The 18,076-nt window shown below is 68.9% G+C and carries 14 protein-coding genes and 1 pseudogene; 4 read left to right on the top strand and 11 right to left on the bottom strand.

The annotated features are described in order from the left end of the window. Positions 1-33: 33 nt before the first annotated feature. From QZV81_RS04990 to QZV81_RS04970, 5 genes are read right to left on the bottom strand one after another with little or no spacing between them, the layout of a single operon-like run. Positions 34-1,386: a GDSL-type esterase/lipase family protein gene (locus QZV81_RS04990; RefSeq protein ID WP_292833458.1), complete on the bottom strand. Its 1,353-nt coding sequence runs from the start codon at positions 1,384-1,386 to the stop codon at positions 34-36. Next, positions 1,383-2,624 carry an acyltransferase gene (locus QZV81_RS04985; RefSeq protein WP_292833455.1) on the bottom strand — a complete coding sequence of 414 codons (1,242 nt, stop codon included), beginning with the start codon at positions 2,622-2,624 and terminating at the stop codon, positions 1,383-1,385. The genes QZV81_RS04990 and QZV81_RS04985 overlap by 4 nt, the downstream gene beginning before the upstream one ends. Next, positions 2,621-4,030, bottom strand: a complete 1,410-nt coding sequence (locus tag QZV81_RS04980) for a hypothetical protein (RefSeq protein ID WP_292833452.1) — start codon at positions 4,028-4,030, stop codon at positions 2,621-2,623. The genes QZV81_RS04985 and QZV81_RS04980 overlap by 4 nt, the downstream gene beginning before the upstream one ends. After that, a complete protein-coding gene (locus QZV81_RS04975; protein ID WP_292833449.1) occupies positions 4,027-5,112 on the bottom strand; it encodes a glycosyltransferase family 4 protein in 1,086 nt (361 codons plus the stop codon). Before QZV81_RS04975 ends, QZV81_RS04980 begins: the two co-directional genes overlap by 4 nt. Further along, complete coding sequence (locus QZV81_RS04970; protein WP_292833446.1) at positions 5,099-6,268, bottom strand: hypothetical protein; 1,170 nt, start codon at positions 6,266-6,268, stop codon at positions 5,099-5,101. Before QZV81_RS04970 ends, QZV81_RS04975 begins: the two co-directional genes overlap by 14 nt. Before the next feature lie 89 nt (positions 6,269-6,357). Between QZV81_RS04970 and QZV81_RS04965 the strand changes: the two genes are divergently transcribed. Beyond that, positions 6,358-7,509 (top strand): acyltransferase, encoded by a 1,152-nt coding sequence (locus QZV81_RS04965; protein WP_292833443.1) that lies wholly within the window; start codon positions 6,358-6,360, stop codon positions 7,507-7,509. Here QZV81_RS04965 and QZV81_RS04960 read toward each other — a convergent pair. From QZV81_RS04960 to QZV81_RS04945, 4 genes are all read right to left on the bottom strand, one after another. Beyond that, positions 7,433-8,545, bottom strand: coding sequence for a hypothetical protein (locus QZV81_RS04960; protein WP_292833440.1), 1,113 nt, complete (start codon positions 8,543-8,545; stop codon positions 7,433-7,435). The two genes, QZV81_RS04965 and QZV81_RS04960, sit on opposite strands and share 77 nt — an antisense overlap. Before the next feature lie 10 nt (positions 8,546-8,555). Continuing rightward, the gene (locus tag QZV81_RS04955; RefSeq protein ID WP_292833437.1) at positions 8,556-9,092 is read right to left on the bottom strand and encodes an acyltransferase; all 537 of its coding nucleotides are present in this window, start codon (positions 9,090-9,092) and stop codon (positions 8,556-8,558) included. Positions 9,093-9,094: 2 nt separating this feature from the next. Next, positions 9,095-10,561: a polysaccharide biosynthesis tyrosine autokinase gene (locus QZV81_RS04950; protein WP_292833434.1), complete on the bottom strand. Its 1,467-nt coding sequence runs from the start codon at positions 10,559-10,561 to the stop codon at positions 9,095-9,097. A 75-nt stretch (positions 10,562-10,636) separates the two neighbouring features. After that, on the bottom strand, positions 10,637-12,775 hold the full coding sequence (locus QZV81_RS04945; RefSeq protein WP_292833431.1) for an acyltransferase family protein: 2,139 nt from the start codon (positions 12,773-12,775) through the stop codon (positions 10,637-10,639). A 169-nt stretch (positions 12,776-12,944) separates the two neighbouring features. Between QZV81_RS04945 and QZV81_RS04940 the strand changes: the two genes are divergently transcribed. Both QZV81_RS04940 and QZV81_RS04935 read left to right on the top strand, forming a co-directional pair. Next, a complete protein-coding gene (locus QZV81_RS04940; protein WP_292833428.1) occupies positions 12,945-14,066 on the top strand; it encodes a glycosyltransferase family 4 protein in 1,122 nt (373 codons plus the stop codon). A gap of 190 nt (positions 14,067-14,256) precedes the next feature. Next, a pseudogene (locus QZV81_RS04935) lies at positions 14,257-14,550 on the top strand (sugar transferase); the annotation flags it as partial. Between the two features lie 42 nt (positions 14,551-14,592). Here the strand turns inward: QZV81_RS04935 and QZV81_RS04930 are convergent. Then, the gene (locus tag QZV81_RS04930; protein WP_292833425.1) at positions 14,593-15,144 is read right to left on the bottom strand and encodes a VanZ family protein; all 552 of its coding nucleotides are present in this window, start codon (positions 15,142-15,144) and stop codon (positions 14,593-14,595) included. Between the two features lie 130 nt (positions 15,145-15,274). Between QZV81_RS04930 and QZV81_RS04925 the strand changes: the two genes are divergently transcribed. Then, positions 15,275-16,687, top strand: coding sequence for an HNH endonuclease signature motif containing protein (locus QZV81_RS04925; protein WP_292833422.1), 1,413 nt, complete (start codon positions 15,275-15,277; stop codon positions 16,685-16,687). An 85-nt stretch (positions 16,688-16,772) separates the two neighbouring features. On the opposite strand, the gene coaBC is transcribed toward QZV81_RS04925, so the two are convergent. Beyond that, the gene (gene coaBC / locus QZV81_RS04920) at positions 16,773-18,023 is read right to left on the bottom strand and encodes a bifunctional phosphopantothenoylcysteine decarboxylase/phosphopantothenate--cysteine ligase CoaBC (protein ID WP_292833419.1); all 1,251 of its coding nucleotides are present in this window, start codon (positions 18,021-18,023) and stop codon (positions 16,773-16,775) included. Positions 18,024-18,076 lie beyond the last annotated feature (53 nt).

The following is an 18,076-nucleotide window of genomic DNA, read 5'->3' as shown; positions in this document are numbered from 1 at the left end:
TCCGTCGATCGATCGGAGCGCCGGTCGCCCGGCTCATCGGATCGCGGCGATGGCCTGTTCGAACGCATCCGCGATGGCCTGGTGGCCCGCGGGGCTCATATGGGTGTCATCGCCGTTGAACGCCGGATTCAGCACGTTCGGGTTGCCCGGGTCGGCCAGGATCGCGTCGGCATCCACGAGGCCGTCGATGAGCGGACTCGTGCGCAGATAATCGTTCCACTCACGGCGGTACTGCTCGCCCACGCCCGTCGCGGCGCGCGGCGGTTCGGTGAAGCCGATGATCTTCGCCCCCGGCCAGCTCGCGCGCGCTTTGTCGACGAGGGCCTGCCACATGACCCCGACCTGATCGGGCGGAGTCCCCACGACGAGGTCGCTCGACGACGCCCAGACCGCGACATAGTCGGCCTCGGTGGAGGGCACGAGGTCCCATTTCGGCGAGTCGGGGGCGAAATTCGCGGTCCACGCGCCCGGCGCCGAGAAGCTCGCTGCGGCACCACCGTGCTGCGCGGCCCACAGCTGGTGCCAGACGGTCATCTCGCCGCCGTGCGGGACAGCGGGATTTCCGTTTCCGCCCGAGTTGAGCGAGTGGCCGAACACCGTCACGACGGGAACGTCGTGACCGGGGTCAGAGAAGGCGTACTCGATGGCGATATCGAGGTACATGCCGCCGACGCTGTAGTCGCCCTGTTGCGCATCGGAGGTCATGGGTCCCGCTCCCCGACCGAGTCCGACCCAGCCGACCGCCGGGTTGACACCCACTTCACCGGACTGCGGCGTGAAGGCGACCCCGAGCAGGTAGCGCTTCCCCGCCTGTATGGCCAGCGTGCCGGCGTCGAACCAGGCGGTTGTCAGTGACGCGCCGTCCACCAGCGTCTGCGGCCCCGACAGCCGAACCGCGTCGGGGGTGAAGCGTCCCTCCTCGCCCCCTGTGCCCTCTGTGCCGAGGTAGATCGATTCGATGTCGATCCTGCCGCTCAGTGCAAGGTCCTCGAGGTACTGCCAGTTGCGCACGACGACTCGGAAGCGGTCGGGTGTGACCGTCGACACGAAGGGAAGGCGCTGTGTGACCAGGTATCCATTCGCCGCACCCAGGTCTCCGGATGCGGCCGTGTGGCCGAACGAAGAGAACGACCGCCGCAGGTCCGCTCCGGGCGCATCTGCCGCCGGCGCGACGCTCGTCTGATCCGGTGCGCCGCCCGACTGACCGGCCCACGTCACGAGGGCGACGGCGGCCAGCACACCACCGCCGACCAGGAGAAGGGCGGCGACGACGATGGCGGCGATGATCGCGCCACGCCAGGTCTTCCGGCTGGGCGCATCCGGGCCCGGCTGCCCGGGCGGGCGCGGCGGCCCCGGCAGACTCGGGTTCTCGCCCGCGCCGCTCACGGTGCGCTCACCGCTCGCTGGGACCTGGGCTTGAACTGCATGGCCGGCTTCTCGATCAGCAGATAGCTCGCCGATCCGAGAGCGACGCTGACGGCGGTCACGACGACCAATCCCAGCGCCCAGCCGCCCCAGGTGTCGCTGGGAGCGAAACCGAGTCGGTCGAGCATGATGATCACCGGGTAGTGCCAGAGATACACACTGAGCGAAATCGTCCCGATCCAGTAGAGCGCGGGGGTGTCGACCCACGTGGCGAGCTTCCACACTCTCCCGTCCTCGCCCACAGGAAGGATGAGCAGGAGGATGACGGCGACCGCGATGAGGGCGAACGCGGCTCCGATGAACCGCGGCGCCGCGAAGTACGCGGCAGCGGTGAGGCCGAACCCGACGGCCAGCACGAGCCAGAGACCGCGCCGTATGCGCGTCGTGCCCGCGGCGCCGATCACCTTGCGCACGAAGGCGAGGTACACGACCGCCACGACCATCCCCCACCCGAAGTTGTCGGCCCAGGGCACGATGCTGCGCGAGAAGACGGCGACCCCGTACGGCCCCCACTCGCTCATGTCGTAGCTCAGTCCGCTGTTGCCCGCCCAGACGGCCGAGATCACCCGACCGGCGAATCCGACGACGATGAGCAGGATGCCCGGCAGCAGGGCGACGACGTACGGGCGGAGGCGGCCGCTGCGCGATGCCAGCAGCGCCACCCCGGCCGCCACGAACGGGAGCAGCGCGTAGAACGCGATCTCGGCCGTCAGCGTCCACGATGAGTTGATGCCGGTCTGCAGCTGCGATGGCACATAGTTCTGCAGGAGCGACAGATGGAGCAGCAGCTCACCGAAGCCCGTGATGGTCCCCGTGCCGCCTCCCTCGCCGTCCAGCTGGACGACCATCGCGTTCTCGACGTAGACGGCGCCGAGCGCGTTGACGATCATGAAGATCACGAGGTAGGCCGGAAAGACCCTCAGCGCACGACTGCGGAAGTACCGGCCGACGCCGGCAAGGGGCCTCTTGCCGTCGACGATCGCGCGTGCGAAGGGCGTGTAGATCAGAAAGCCGGACAGCGCGAAGAAGATCACGATCGCCTGTCCCAAGAGCTCGACGTGCGTGATCCCGAGGATCGTGGGGGTCCAGTGCGCCGTGACGTGGACGATGATGACGCACAGCGCCATGACTCCGCGCAGCCCGTCGAGGCCCGGAAGGCGCCGGGCCTTCGTCTTCGTCTTCTCGGTCGACGTGGTCATGCCAGGACCACCGCCCGCGCCGGCTTCGCGATCACGGGGACGGGCGCGGGCGGTATCGCAGGGGAGGGGTGACGCTGCAGAGCCTGCACCTCGGCGAGGACGAGACCGAATGCCATCGCCAGCGGCGGCATGGTGACAACGGGGAAGTCCGCCTGGAAAGCGACGAAGACGATGCCGATCAGGGTCGCTCCGAGCAGCCCCGCGCCCTCGATGCGGCGGGCCATCGCGCGCACCGAGAGGACGACCGCGATCGCCAGCACGATGACGAAGAGGATTCCCGCCATCAGCCCCGCCCGATAGACGACCATGAGCGGCGTGTTCGCCACATGGTTCAGCTGATAGCCGTAGTCCGGGTCGTAGAACTCACGCAGATACCACCCCCGGCCGAACAGCCAGTTGCCCGCCATCTGCTCGGGGTAGCGATCGATCGCATCGATGCGCGCCGAGACGCCCACGTCGCTCCGGTTGAAGGAATCGAACAGTCTGCTCGATATCGCGGGCACCAGAAACGATGCCGCGGCAGCCGCGGCACCCAGCACGATGAGCCCGAAGCGCGAGAGCGCACTGAGTCGTGAGAGCAGCACGAGCACCAGACCGGCCACCATGAGAGCGCCGATCGAGGCCCGCGAGAGGGTGGCGACCGTCACCGCGGCGAGGATCGCCATGAGCACGATCCGCCGCGCGCCGGTGAACAGGACGCCGGCGATCGCGAAACCGAACACCATGAACAGCCCCGCGGAGTTCGGGTCGACATACAGCCCCGTCGCCCGCACGACCGATCCACCATCGACCGTCACCGTGCGCACGTTGACGGCCGATGCGCCGCCGTAGCCGAAGATCGACAGGGCATCGAGCAGGCGCCCTTCTTCATCGAAGGCGATCAGCAGGAGAGCAAGCACGCCTCCGGCGGCTGCGCCGTAGACGAATGAGCGCGAGAGCACCCTGCGGATGTCATCGTTCAGCATGAGCGCAACGACCGTGATCACGGCGGCGATCGCCCACTTGCCGAACGCGACGATGCTTCCGCGTTCCGTGTAGGTTGCGATCGCCGTCAGAGCGGAGAAGCCGACGAGCACCACGACCGCGATGCCGAGCGGCCCGAGCAGCGGGCGGGATGTCGTGGGATGCAGGAGCACTGTGACGAGCAGGGGAACGCTCAGGAAGAAGATCGCCTGGGTTCCCGTTCCGGGAACGGTCGCAAAAGGGGCGAACCCGACGAGGAACCCGAGAGTGCTGATCAGAACCTGCGGCCAGCGCTGCAGCAGAACCGTGATCAGGGGCGCGGCGGCCAGCGCCACCCCGAGGCCGACGACGGTCGCGCTCTGCAGCGAGAGACCCCACACCGCGAGCGCTATCGGCGCGAGGACCGAGAAGACCACGCCGGCGCGGGCGAGGACCCGCGTCACTTCAGCCACCCCTCGACGGAGCTCTGCGGGCCGCCGTGCGCCCAGTGCGCCTCGTTGCGCTCGTACAGATCATCGCCGGCCGCGGCCGCGTGATGCGGGTCTGCCAACAGCCGACGCGCCTCGGCGACGAACTCGTCTTTCGTGTCGAGGATCGGCAGGCCGAACACGTCGGCGAGGCTGCCGATCGCGGCCTCGGTTCCGACCACCGGCAAGCCGCGCGCGGCAGCCTCGAGCACCTTCACGCGCACACCGCCGCCCGTGCGAATCGGAGCGAGGATCCCGCGAGCCGTCGAGAGCAGCCCGTCGAGGTCGTCGACGAAGTCGAGGTCTTCGACTCCCTCGGGCAGAGGCAGGATGCCGTTGGACCTGCCGACGATCAGCAGCTCGGCATCCGGGATGCCGGCCGCGATCTCGGGCCACCAGTCCAGCAGCAACCGCGCACCCTCGTCGTTCGGCGGCCATCTGCGGTCACCGAGGAAGACGACCCTCGGTGCGCTGAGATCGCGCACGGGTCTCGGCACGAGAGGCGGCAGCGTGACGTCGAGCCACGTCGCCCGGCCCACCCCGGCCGATCGATACCACGCCGCCTCCGCGGCGTCGTACGTGCCGACCGCGGTCGCAGCCTGTGCCACCCGCAGCTCATCGCGCCGGATGAACGGCGCCTGCGCGCGACCGATCATGCCGTGCGTCGCCCGCCACACGAGCGATTCCGACACGACGGTGTTGACGTAGAGCGGTTCCTCCCGGCCCGTGGCCAGGTACGCCTCGGCCATGTAGGAATGGTCCGCGACGAACCGGTCCGCGTCGCTGTGCTCAAGCCACGTCCTCAGTTGCGGCACGTCGAACCGCTCGTGGACGAGGCTGCGCGCCTTCCGCGTCGCTCGCGACAGCAGCCCCAGGGGTGCCGGCGCCGGCTTTTCGACCAGGTAGTCGCCGCCTCTCGGCCCGGTCGACTCGGAGAGCGCCACGTAGCGCACCGGGACGACGTCGGCGGCGACAGACATCACGAGGTTCAGCATGGCCATGTCGCCGGTGCGCTCCGTGACGGGGTCCTTCGCCACGATGAACTCAACCGGTCCCACTCGCGCCCCCTCTGTCAGCGTACAAGGGTCGCAACACGAGACGATAGTACGCGAAGACGAGGATAAGTTCCGCGAAACCCGCGGCGGCCGCCGCCGCGACCGCGCCCGAGACCCCGAACGCCACCATGCTGAGGATCAGGCCGAACCTCACCACGAGGGCGAGCGCCGACCACGACACGCGTGCGCCGTCGACCCCCCTCACGTACAGGGCGGTCACCCACGTGTTCGTGATGGCGCGCAGGCCCGCGAACGGGGCGATCACAGCGAGGACGATCCCGACCGAGCGGTACTCCGGGAACAGGCACAGGGCGACGGCGAGAACGCCGGCACCCACCGAGAGCACGATCCCCAGGATGACGGTGAGCCGCATCGGCGCACCCGCCGTGTGGTGCCCGTCGTTCTCACGAAGGCGCTCCGCATACTGCTGCCCGAAGAGCTGACCGATCGTCGAGGCTGCCAGCGCGAGCTGCGAGACGATCGAGTACACCCCGACCACCTCCTGGTCGAAGAGCAGCCCGAGCAGCAGGATGTCTCCCTGGAGGTAGACCGACAGCACGAGGGCGTCGACCACGAGCACCGCTTGAGCACGCAGGCCGCGCGGCCACCGCGGGGCCGCCCCCCACGCCTGCTTCGCCGCGAGCAGGAGCACGACGAGGTAGGGGCTGAGGTAGGCGAGGCAGATCAGTTCGAGCGTCGCCGCGTCGCCCAGCATCCCGTAGGCGGCCACCGCGAGCGCGATCGAGCTCAGCTGCCGGGCCGCGTCCATCCGCATGATGCGCCCGGGGCGCCCGCCGCGCAGCGCCACACTCTTGTAGGCGTTGAAGAGCATCTCGAACCCGGCGACCGCCAGCGCGAAGCCGGCGATGAACGACCACGCGTACACGGAGAGTCCGGCCGCGACGAGACCGGCACCCAGCAGCGCGCGCATGGATCTCTCGGCCCGGAAGTCCTCGTCGCCGATGCGCACGACGCGGACCACGAAGATGTTCTCGATCGGTGCGGAGAGGATCGCGGCGACGGCGTAGGCGGTCGCATACTGTCCGTAATCAGCCACTCCGAGCGAAGCGACGAGGAACAGCGTCCAGCCCAGCCCGGCCAGCCGGCCGACGACCATCCACGCGCTGGCGAGGCCGAGCGAAAGATACGTGCGCAGCACGCGGCCCCCCCAACTTGAACATCACGCGGGCGACATGCACAATGGCATCGAAGACACTCTTGAACATTAGTCGACGTGGTGGGACGATATTGCCCGAGCAGATCGACCCCTTGACCGGCATCCGCGGCGTCGCCGCCGCGTGGGTTGTCACGTTTCACCTGCAGCTGCTGACCCCTGAGATCGCGATCGGGGGACCCGTCCTCGACCCCGTCGTGCTCTCCGGCAACCTGGGCGTGGACCTGTTCTTCATCCTCAGCGGCTTCGTGATCTCGTACACGTACCTGGGTCGCCTCTCGCGCCCCCAGCCGGGAGCCGTCTCGCGCTTCTTCCTGCTTCGAGTCGCCCGCATCTACCCCGCGCACCTGGTCACGTTCCTCGCGGCGGCTGTCCTCATCGGCCTGGCGTCCCTGGCCGGCGCGACATTCGTCTTCGGCGACCGGTACACACCGCTCACCTTCGTGATGAACCTCGCGATGATGCAGGCGGTCCCCCCCGCGGTCGCGTGGAACGACCCGGCATGGTCGATCTCGACCGAGTTCGCCGCCTATCTCGCGTTCCCGCTCCTGGCCCTCGTGCTGCCCCGGCTCCCCAAGTGGCTCACGCTGACGCTCACGGGAGTCCTGCTGGCGACCGCCGTGGTCGGCCTCAGCTCTTTGCTGGCGACCGCCGACCAGTGGCCGTACTGGTCGGGCTATGCGCTCATGTGGATGCGCATCGCGCTGGCGTTCCCCCTGGGCTGCCTGCTCTTTCTCATCTGGAGCTGGATCCCCCGGGATCCCGGACACAGGTGGGGCGGATGGCTGGTGCTGGGCGGCACGGCCGGAACGATCGCCGCGTGCGTGCTGACTCCGGCCGGCCCCGTCGTCACGCTGCCCGTCGCGGCCTACCCGTTCCTGTGCATGGCGATTCTCGGAGCGGCCCTTCAGGGCGGTGTCGCCAATCGCCTTCTCGGCTCTCGCGTGCTCACGTGGGCCGGACGCATCTCGTACTCCGTGTACCTGACCCACTTCCTCGTGCTCCTGGTCATCGGCACGGTGCTGGAACGCCTCGATCTCGTGCCGACCGGATTCCTCCACGCCGCGCTGTGGCTCGTCGCCTGGGCGATCATCGTCGGTGTGGGTGCCGCGACCTACTATCTCGTCGAGGAGCCCGGGAGGGTGGCGATCAGGCGCTTCGCAGACGCTCGCGCCACAGCCCGGCAAGCACGGAAAACGCCGCCGGAGCAGTCAGCCGGCGCTTGAGGTCGGCAGACCTCGCGGCCAGCGCGCCGATCTCGTCTGCGTCGCGGACGATCCGGTTGACGGCGCGCGCCAGGTCGGCGATGTCGCCGTCGACGACTTCGCCCTCATCCGCAAGCCCGAGATAGCGAAGCGCGATCACCGGTGTCTCGTAGGCGATCGCCCGGGCCACGACACTCGACGCGACGTGCGTCGCGGGACCATAGGAGCTCCGGCGCGAGTAGGGGAGCACGATGGCGCGCACGCTCTCGAAGAACCGGTCCTCATCGGGCCCCTCGACGCCGCCGATCAGGGTGACGCCGTCGATCGAGGGCAAGTCGAGCGTTCCCCGGCCCGCAACTCGAATGTCGATGTCGGGGTCGACGAGTTCCCGAAGGCGCGACAGCTGATCGAAGCCCTTGCCCTTGTAGACGTACCCGAACAGGCCGATCGCGAGAGGGCGCCGGGGAGCGGGGAGGATCGCATCCCGCGCCGGCGCCGGCAGGAAGCTCGCGCGGACGCTGTCGTGGCCGAGCTCGGATTCGATCGCCTCCGCGCCCGACTCGGTGAGCGCGGTCAGCGCGACGCCGTGGAATACCCTCCGCTCCACGCGGCGGTGAACCGCCATGAACGGGTAGTGGAGCGCGTGCGTGATCAGCCTGCTGCGACTGACCCCCTTCGACCGCAACGGCAGCCACACGCCCAACGGCGCGTCGTGAAGAGTGGCGGAACGCAGGACGCGCTCGTCTCTCACGGCCCGGAGCGTCAGGCTCCAGAACGGCAGCAGCACGCCGCCGCTCTGCTCGGTGTGGACGATCACGGCGCCCTCGGCCGCGCGGACCGCCCGGGCCACGGCCTTGCGTCCGGCGCGCACCTGCGCGACGCTGTCGGCGCCCGCTCCCCCGTGCCTGACCTCGACCACCGATCCCAGCGCCGCACGGGCTTCTTTCAGGATGTCGTCGGCGTAGTCACTCACACCGCTCGACCCGCTTCTCGGAGCGACGTAGACGAGTGTCGCTGTCGACAACGGATCGCCGTCGTCGAGATCTTCCGGCGCCATGCACGCCCTCTCAGTAGAAAAGTCTTCGATACCGGGCCGAGTAGTTCAGCGACGACCGCCGGACGCCGCGCGGACGCGCGGGGACCCCGGCGACGATCGCCATGTCGTCCACGTCGGCTCGCACGAGGGAGCACGCGCCCACCACGGCTCCCCTGCCGATACGCACTCCCGCGACGATCGTGGCCCTCGATGCCACCCACACGAAGCTCTCGATCACGACGGGCAGAAACTCGGCCTCGAAGGTGTCGGAGTGCGGCAGATGGTGACCCGTGATGATGTGGGTGTCGCTCGCGAGGGCGACGTTGTCGCCGATCTCGATGCCGCCCCGCGCGTCGAGCACGCAGCGAAACCCGATCGAGCAGTCCTCGCCGATCCGGATGTTCTTGATGTCGAGCACCGTCGATCCTCGCCCGACCGTGCTGCCCGATCCGATGCGGGCCCCCCAGGCGCGCAACGTCGCAAGCCGCAGCGTGTGCGACGGAACGTGCGTGACGACGATGTTGTAGACGGCGATTCCGAGCTGCTGCCACCGGTCCCGCAGCGCCACCGCTACGATCCCACGCTCGCACGCTGCGACGCGGACGCGCGGAGTCTTCGCTCGGAGGCCGCATCTTCGCTGAGCGCTGACACGGCCGCTTGCCTTCCCTTCGCCGGTTCCTCGGAATAGGCGTCCCAATAGTAGGTGTAGGCATCGACGCCGGAGCGCGGAAGGTGGTTGACGACGAGGCCGACCACGGGCGCATCGACCCTCGCCAGCGCTTCCAGACCCGTCTGCAGCTGGGGCCGCCGCACCCGCTCGACGCCGACGACATAGACGACCGCATCGACCCGCTGCGAGAGCAGCACGGCATCGGTGACCGCGAGCACCGGCGGGCTGTCGATGACGACGTAGTCGAACTCCGACCGCAGCTTCTCGAGCAGCTGTGTGAAGCGTACGCCGCCGAGCAGCTCGGCGGGGTTGGGCGGCACCATTCCGGCAGTGATGACGGACAGCTTGTGCTCGGCGCCGACGGGCTGAACGATCGCGTCGTACTCGAATCGACCGATCAGCACGTCGGTGAGGCCGACGGCGCCCTCGAGGCCGAGCGCCGTGGCGAGTCGCGGCTTTCGCATGTCGGCGTCGATCAACACGACCCGCTTCCCCGCCTCTGCAAGGCTCAGAGCGAGGCTCAGCGCCGTCGTCGATTTGCCTTCAGACGGAACCGTCGACGTGATCAGCAAGACGCGGCGAGGCTTTCCCTGGGCATCCACGAACTGCAGATTCGTTCGCAGTGCGCGCACCGATTCGGCGAACTGACTCCGGCTCGACATCTCGTTCACCAGCGAGGTCTGGCCGAACCGGCGGGTCTTCGTGATCATGCCCAGCACCGGGAGAGTCGTGAGGTCCTGCAGGTCGCGGAGGGCGCGAACGCGGGTGTCCAACGTGTTCAGGAGGAGCGCCATGCCGATCCCCGCGAGCAGGCCCGCACCGCCGCCCACCGTCAAGAAGATCCAGAGCACGGGCCAGGACGGCTCCGTCGCAGGCACTCCCTCCTTGAGCACCGTGACGGCGACCGCCGCGTCGCGACCAGCAAGGGGCTCCTCGATCACGGTCGTGATGACCTCGCTGAGACGGTTTGCGACCGCGTTGACGATCTCGGCTGCGCCATCGGGGGTCGGATCGCTCACCTCGATCGAGATGATGAGCTGGTCGCGCTCCGCGGATGCGGTGACCTGAGATGCCAGCGCCTCGGCCGTGGTGTCGAGACCGAGCTCTTCGATGACCGGATCGAGCACGATCGGATCTGTGGCGACCTGCGCATAAGACAGCATGCGCGTCTGCGTATAGGTCGAGCCCTGCAGCAGATCGTTCGCCGAACCCACGGCCTGGTTCGAGACGAAGAGGCGGGCTGACGAGGTGTAGGACGGCGCGATCAGCCAGATCGCGCCGGCTGCCACAAGCAGGCCCACAGCGAGGCCGCTCACGACCAGGGACCAGAACCGCTGCCAGACGCGCTGCAGATCTTGAAGTCCCATGGTTCTCGCTTCGCTTCCCGTGTCGAATCGACTGTACTGCATCCCGATCCGCGCCCGCGGATTGCCGAGTCAGCGCTATCCGACGCCTGCCTCGGCGAGCATTTCACGCAACGCGCCCCTGAGCTGCTCGGAGTAGGCCGTGGTGATGTGCTGCTCATCCGAGCGGATGAGCAGGTCACCGGCGAACGCGGGGCACAGCGCATCCGTCGCGCAGAACAGGTCTCTCGTATCGACCGGCGTGAACACCGCCGGATCGAGCTGCGCCTGCGCCCGCGCAGCGGCGTCGAACTGCGCGAACCAGTCATCCGTCACGCGTCCCATGCAGTCGACCGGCGACGACACACGGGTGTAGCAGTCGAGAACGGCCATCCCGCGTGGAGGCGAGCTCAGCGCCAGCACGCGCAGCGTGGATGACTGCACGGCTTGAACGCTGCGAACCAATCCGTCACGCCATGCCGCCGTGCGGTCGGCGCCGTCGGGCAGGATCATGGTCGTCATCTCGAGCTCGGCGTCGGCGGCGATCACGAGGTCGGGCTTCAGCTCGGCGAGACGCTCGAAGACCCGGTCGCGATGCTCGTTGCAGGTCCCGGGGTACCCCGGGACGGGCTCACCGGATGTGAGCGAGCCGCTGACGTCCACCTGTGCGAACGGACACAGGCCCTGTGTGAGAACGAGAAGCCGGTACCCCATGTCGTTCAGTGCGAGGCCGAGCCCGGGCGACCACGAGAGCGCGACGGAGTCACCGAGAAGCACAGCCGTCTTCGGCAGGTCCGCGGCCCCGATGGCGCAGGCCTCCTCAGCGTCGTCGGGCATCATCAGACAGGTCTCCTGCAGGGCGCCGCCGTAGTCGATGGTGTTGGCATCGATCGCCGCCACGACGGGATCCGGCCACGATTGCGCGGCGCTCGCACTGCCCACGGCCGCCATGATCTCCTCGACCGCCGCGACGCCGGAGGGGAGCGGCGCGGGAGTGGCTCCGGCGGCCGGCGGCGCAACGGTCGCTTGCGGGGGCGCGGCACGGCCGGCGTTCAGCGTCACCGCCACGGCGGCGACCGCGACGACGGCAACCGCCACGGATGCGACTCGCCCGTAGCGGACGCGGCGCGCGCGTCGTTCGTAGCGGGATCTGTGTTTCGGCTCCAGCCAGGTCGACTCCCGAATCGGATTCTCCACGAAGTGGAAGGTCGCCGCCGCCAGCACGAGCGAAAGCGGCACGGCCCCCCAGAGGTACCAGGGCGATTCGCGGCCGACCAGCGTGCCGACGAAGACGATGACCGGCCAGTGCCACAGGTAGGCCGAGTAGGAGATCTGCCCGAGATAGCGCGCGACGGGGTTGGTCGCGGCGTAGAGCTTGGAGTCCCCTCCGACGCCTGCCACGATGATCATCGCGGTCGCGCCGATCGGGATGAGCGCGTAATAGCTCGGGTAGGGGTCGTCGGGCGTGAGGACGACGGATGCCGCGAGTACGATCGCGAGTCCCGTCCACGCCAGCACCGGCCGCGAGACCGACGGCAGCCGCCGCCAGAACTTGTTGCCGAAGAAGAGGAGCGCACCGGCGCCCAGCTCCCAGATGCGCGTGAGCGTGGAGAGGTAGGACACGGCCGGGTCGATCAGCGGCTGGATGACTCCCCACGCGAACGACAGGATCGACACGACGGCGATGACCGCAACCGCAGCGGAATAGTTCGCCGCTTTCGGCCGGACCTCGCGGCGCGGGCTGTGGGGGCGACCTGCCGCCGCCACCTCGCGCGCGCCGAACAGCGTGAGAGCCGCGAGCAGGAGCGCGGGCCAGAAGAGGTAGAACTGCTCCTCGACGGCGAGGGACCAATAGTGCAGCAGCGGAGACTGCGGCAACGATGTCGCGAAGTAGTCGGTTCCGTTGAACACGAAGTTCCAGTTCGCGACGAGCAGCATCGACCAGAAGCCATCCCACGCGACGCCGACCGCCCTGGCGGTGGGGAAGATCGCGAACGCCGCAGCGACGGTGACCACGATCACCAGAGTCGCCGCCGGGGCCAGCCGCCGTATGCGCCGACGGTAGAAGCCGGTCATCGAGATCGTCGAGCTTCGCTCGTACTCGCGAATGATCAACCCGGTGATCAGGTAGCCCGAGAGAACGAAGAACAGGTCGAGCGCAACGAAACCGCCGGTCGGCCACTCGATGAGGTGCGCCGAGAGGATGACGACGAGCGCTATGCCTCGGATGCCCTCCAAGTCAGGGCGAAACGCTTTTCCCGAGTGTACAAGCAGACCAGACCCGACTGGCATCCACACCCCCAGACGTATATGTTCATTCACCCAGACGTACAGGAGTGACCGGGAAAATCCAACGATACACGTCCTGCCGATATGCTCTAGTCATCAGGACTGGGAGAGTGGCAGAGTGCAGCACACTGATCTGGCGTCCGGCGATGAGACAGACGACGAAGCGAATCTGCAGCCTCAGCGGCGGATCCTTCATGTCATCGAGAGCTTCGGAGGAGGGGTTTCAGATGCGGCGCTCAGCTTCGTCCACAACACCCCGGAGTTCGAGCATCACCTCATCTATGCCTTGCGAGACGATGCGAAGGCCTCGGACGAGCTGTTCGAGAGCTTCGCGACCTGTGAGTTGATGCGATCGGGCAATCTCGCTCGGATCATTCAGGTGAATCGGCGGAGCCGTTCGCTCGGTGCTGTCATCATCCACGCGCACTCGAGCTACGCGGGCGTCTACGCGCGGCTCGCTCGCAGCCGCAGGCGGGCGACGCTGGTCTACTCGCCCCATTGCTTCTCCTTCGAGCGCACGGATCTCGCCGCACCGATCGAGGGCGCCTACCGGCTCATCGAGCGCGTGCTCGCCAGGAACACCACGGCCTTCGTCGCCTGTTCGCCCAGAGAAGCCGAGCTCGCACGCGAACTCGGCGGCGGCGCATCGACGCACCTCGTCGTGAACGTCGCACACGACATTCCGGCCGCGCTGCCCGCGGCGAGCGATGAGCCCCTTGTGAGCGCCGCGGGGCGCATCGTGCCGCAAAAGGGCATCCCCCGATTCGCCCGGCTGGCGAAGGCGACACGCGCGCACGACGACGGGGTCTCGTTCACCTGGATCGGCGGGGGGCGCCCAGAGCTCACCGCCGATCTGGAGAGCGCCGGAGTCGTCATCACGGGATGGCTGACGAAACCCGAGGTACTCGAGAAGCTCTCGCGCTCGCAGCTGTACGTGCACACGGCGGACTGGGAGGGATTTCCCGTCGGGCTGCTGGAAGCACTCGCGTGCGGCGTGCCCGCTCTCGTCACCGACCGGCCCTACGCCGCCGGCCTGCCGGCTGAGATGGTCGTGTCGGATGCCGAACTCGTCACCCGCGTGCGCGAACTCCTCGACGATCCGGACGCACGTGCTCGACTTCTCGCCACGGGGACCGCCGCCGTCGCCGAGAACACGAGCCGGGTCCAGGCGGCGCAGCTGCGGAGCGCCTACTCGGTCGCCCGCGCTGCGCGCGGCCATCGGGTGGCCATGCACAAGTGAGGAACGCGAAGAGCCCGGCGATCGCGCCGGCAGCGCGCGTCGATGCGCACTGGCAGGAGCGGTTCACACCCGCCGAGGTCACGCGGATCTCGTGGAGCCTCGAGGCGGGCAAGCAGCACCTCTGCCGGCGCCGTGCATCGCCGGCATCGCCGGCCCAGGCATCCGAATTCGTCCCGTGTCTGGACTGCCGCTCGACGAGCTGCCGCAGCTGTTCGATGTCCTCGGCGGATCGATGTCGCTCGTCGGCCCGCGCCCGCCGCTGGCGCGCGAGGTCGAGCGGTACGCCGCCCATGTGCACCGGCGCTTTCTGATGAAGCCGGGCATCACCGGGCTGTGGCAGGTCAGCGGCCGGTCGACGCTCTCGTGGGACGAAAGCGTGCGCCTGGATCTCTCGTACGTCGAGAACGGGAGTCTCGTGGGCGACCTCACGATCGTGCTGAGAACCGCCAGGGCGGCCATCACGCCGGGCGAGACCGCGCTCTGAACCTGATCCGTCCGTTCATCGAACGCGGCGTCGCCCGGCGGCTCACCGCCTGCGTCGCCGTCGCCACCACTCGACCCCGACGACGATCAAGAGGCCGATGCACGCACCGGTGACGTTGGCGACGATGTCCAGGACGCTCGGCGTGCGCCGCTCGAGCATGAGGGCCTGCGCAGACTCGATCGCGACGGTCGTCACCAGCGCGATCGGGATGACCAGGGAACGGTTGGTGAGGATCAGCGCGAGCAGCGCCCCCAGCGGGATGAAGAGCAGGATGTTCGAGCCGAACTCGATGCGCGGGTAGGTGACGATCGGGGTCACCCGCGTGATCGCGCGCAGCAGCGGGCCGGCGCCGCTGTCGACCGGTTCCGGCCAGAGCCCGATCAGCGCGAGCGCTGTCGCGTAGATGCCCAACGCGACGCGCGTGAGGCGTCGTGCGCGGGGCGGCGGCATCGGCGGGATGTCACCCTCGTCCATCGGGGCTCCCCTCTCGGGCGCCGCAACGGTGCTGCGCGGTGTGGTGGCGTGTCGTGTGGTGGTGAGCCTAGCCGACCCGCCCAGGTCCGCCGGCTGCTGTGCGCTGTCGAGCGGTTTCATCGAAACTCTGTTCGTAGTGGCGCGCCGACTTTCTGTGATTTTCCGGCGCTTCTCTCCGGGGCTTGGCGAGTTATCCACAGCTTGGTCGGTGGCCCGATCGGGTGTCGGAGGTTCGTGCCATTATTGGTACATGCATTCGAACGAATCCATCGAGTACAGCGAGGCGCAGGCCGCCGAGCTGGCGTCGGTGGTCGCCGCGTTCGAGCGGGCGGATGCCGAGCTTGCCGCCGCCGAGGCCGCTCGCGCCCGTGCCCTGGCGCGGGCGGGCCGGCTTGCACACGAGATGACGGCGGGCAAGCCTTCCGGTGTGCGGGAGCATGAGATGGCGTTGCGGGATATCGCCGCGACGATCGGTGTTCCCGCGAAGGTGTCCGACCGATCGATGCAACGACAGATCGGCGACGCCACCCGGCTCGTCGAACGCCACGCTGCGACGCTCGAGGCGCGAGGGCGCAACGAGATCACCCGGCAGCACGTCCGCGTGATCACTGACATCGCCGCCGACCTGCCCGACGAAGCCGTGGCCGAGTTCGAAGCAGCCGCACTGGCCCGCTGCCGTCGCGACACGACGGGGCGCGTGAAGGCGGGTCTCGAGATCCTCGCGCAGCGGATGCATCCGCGCTCGCTCGCACAGCGTCACCAGAGCGCGCGCGAGAACCGATGCGTGCGGATCACACCGCTGACGGACGGCATGTCCGCGCTGTACATGGAAGCCCCGACGCCCGTGATCGCCGGGATCGATGACCGGATCACTCAGATGACCAACATCATCCTCGACGCCCGCAACGCCGCGAAGGCCTCCGCGACATGCGCGAGCGCGGCCGACGCCGCGGAGGGCGTCACCTTCACAGACGGCGTGGCGCACGACGGCACCCGAGTGTCTGCCGAGGCGCTCGCGACCGACACCCGCACACGCGACCAGATCCGTGCCGACATCGTCGCCGACATGCTGTTGACCTCGTCGCCGTTCGCCGACCCCACCGTCACGGGCGACGGGCCCGGCACCCTCGGCGCGATCCGCGCCAAGATCCAGGTCATCGTGCCCGCTCTGAACCTGCTCGACATCGAAGCGCGCACCGGCCGTGCGGCAGGAGCCGCCGACCTCGTCGGCTACTCCCCCATCGACCCCGCGACGGCCCGCGAACTCGCCGGAACCTCCGCCCAGTGGTGGGAACGCCTTGTGACCCACCCGATCACCGGGCAGGTGCTTCACACCGACGGATACCAGCGCTCCGCCGCGATCGACCGGCACCTGCGGGCGCGCGATCAGCACTGCCGGTTCCCCGGGTGCCGCATCCCCGCCATCCGCTGCGAAGTGGATCACACGATCGACTACGCGCTGGGCGGACCCACCGAGGTCTCGAATCTGTCTCACCTGTGTCAAAGACACCATTCGATGAAGCAGTTCACAGCGTGGCAGGTCCGACAACTCGAGGGCGGCATCCTCGAGTGGACCTCGCCGCTCGGAGCCACCTACACCGACTCGCCACCCACGCCCACGGTGCACTTCGAGCCCGGCGACGGCGACGCGCCACCGTTCTGACGCTCAGGCAGCAGCGCCGATGCGCACGCCGCGGCCCGGCGCGAGCGCTGTTCCCCGGTGCACGCGCTGTGCGCCGGCGCGAGCGCTACAACGGCCGGGCGACCACGACGGCATCCCACACCGCATCGGCGACGAGACGCTTCGATCCGGAAGCCTGCGCGGTCACCTCGCCCGACCGGTCGATGATCATCACCTCATTGTCGGCGGTCTCGAACCCGCGCTCCCAGCCGACCTCGTTGACCACCAGCAGATCGACGTCCTTGCGCGCGCGCTTGCGCCGAGCCCGCGCGAGCATCTCGTCATCCGATGTCGTCTCGGCGGCGAAGGCGACGATCGTCTGGCCGGGCCGCCGATCGGCAGCGAGCCCCGCCACGATGTCGGGATTCTCGACCAGCTCCAGCACCAGCCGCCCGCCCGTGACCTCTTTCGTCAGCTTCGTCCCGGCCGTCTCGGCAGGCCGGTAGTCGGCGACGGCCGCGGCCATCACGACGACGTCGGCGATGGATGCCGCATCCGTCACCGCGTCCTGCAGCTGCGCCGCAGTGCCCACCGTCGCGAGCGTCACCCGGCCACGCGCGGCCGCGATCACCTCGCCCTCGATGTGCGCCGCGATCAGGGTGACCTCGGCACCTCGATCCGCCGCCGCGAGCGCCAGAGCAACCCCCTGGCGCCCGCTCGAACGATTGCCGAGGAACCGCACCGGATCCAGCGGCTCGCGCGTCCCACCCGCCGTCACGACGACGCGGAGCCCCGCGAGATCGCCGTCTCGTGCGGGGTCGGGCGCGGGTACAGGTACACGTGCAGGCGCCTCGCCCCGCACGAGAGCGAGCGCGGCATCCGCGATCTCGTCCGGCTCGCTCATGCGCCCGGGGCCCGTGTCGCCCCCGGTGAGCGGACCGTCTGCCGGGCCCACCACGTGCACACCGCGCTCACGCAGCACCCGCATGTTCGCCTGCGTCGCGGCATGCCACCACATCTGCGTGTGCATGGCCGGCGCCACGACCACCGGAGCCGCGGTCGCCAGCAGCGTCGTTCCGAGAAGATCATCGGCCAGCCCCGCTGCCATCTTCGCGAGCGTGTTCGCGGTCGCCGGCGCGACGATCACGAGATCCGCGCGCTGGCCGAGCGAGACGTGCCGCACCGTGGCGACATCCTCGTGCACCGAGGTCGTCACGGTGTTGCGGCTGATGGCCTCCCAGGTCGGCAGCCCGACGAACCGCAACGCATCCTCGGTCGGGACCACGTGCACGTCATGGCCCTCGGCGATCAGCCGCCGCACGAGATGTACGGTCTTGTAAGCGGCGATACCACCCGTGACCCCCACGACAACGAACACGCGCCCAGTCTTCCACCTTCCACGCCCGCCCCACGAGCACCCCATCACACGAA

Origin of the sequence: Microbacterium sp. (assembly GCF_011620665.1) — a bacterium.
Taxonomy (GTDB): domain Bacteria; phylum Actinomycetota; class Actinomycetes; order Actinomycetales; family Microbacteriaceae; genus Microbacterium.
Note: the sequence above shows the minus strand (reverse complement) of the source record. Positions and strands in the feature narration are given on the sequence as shown.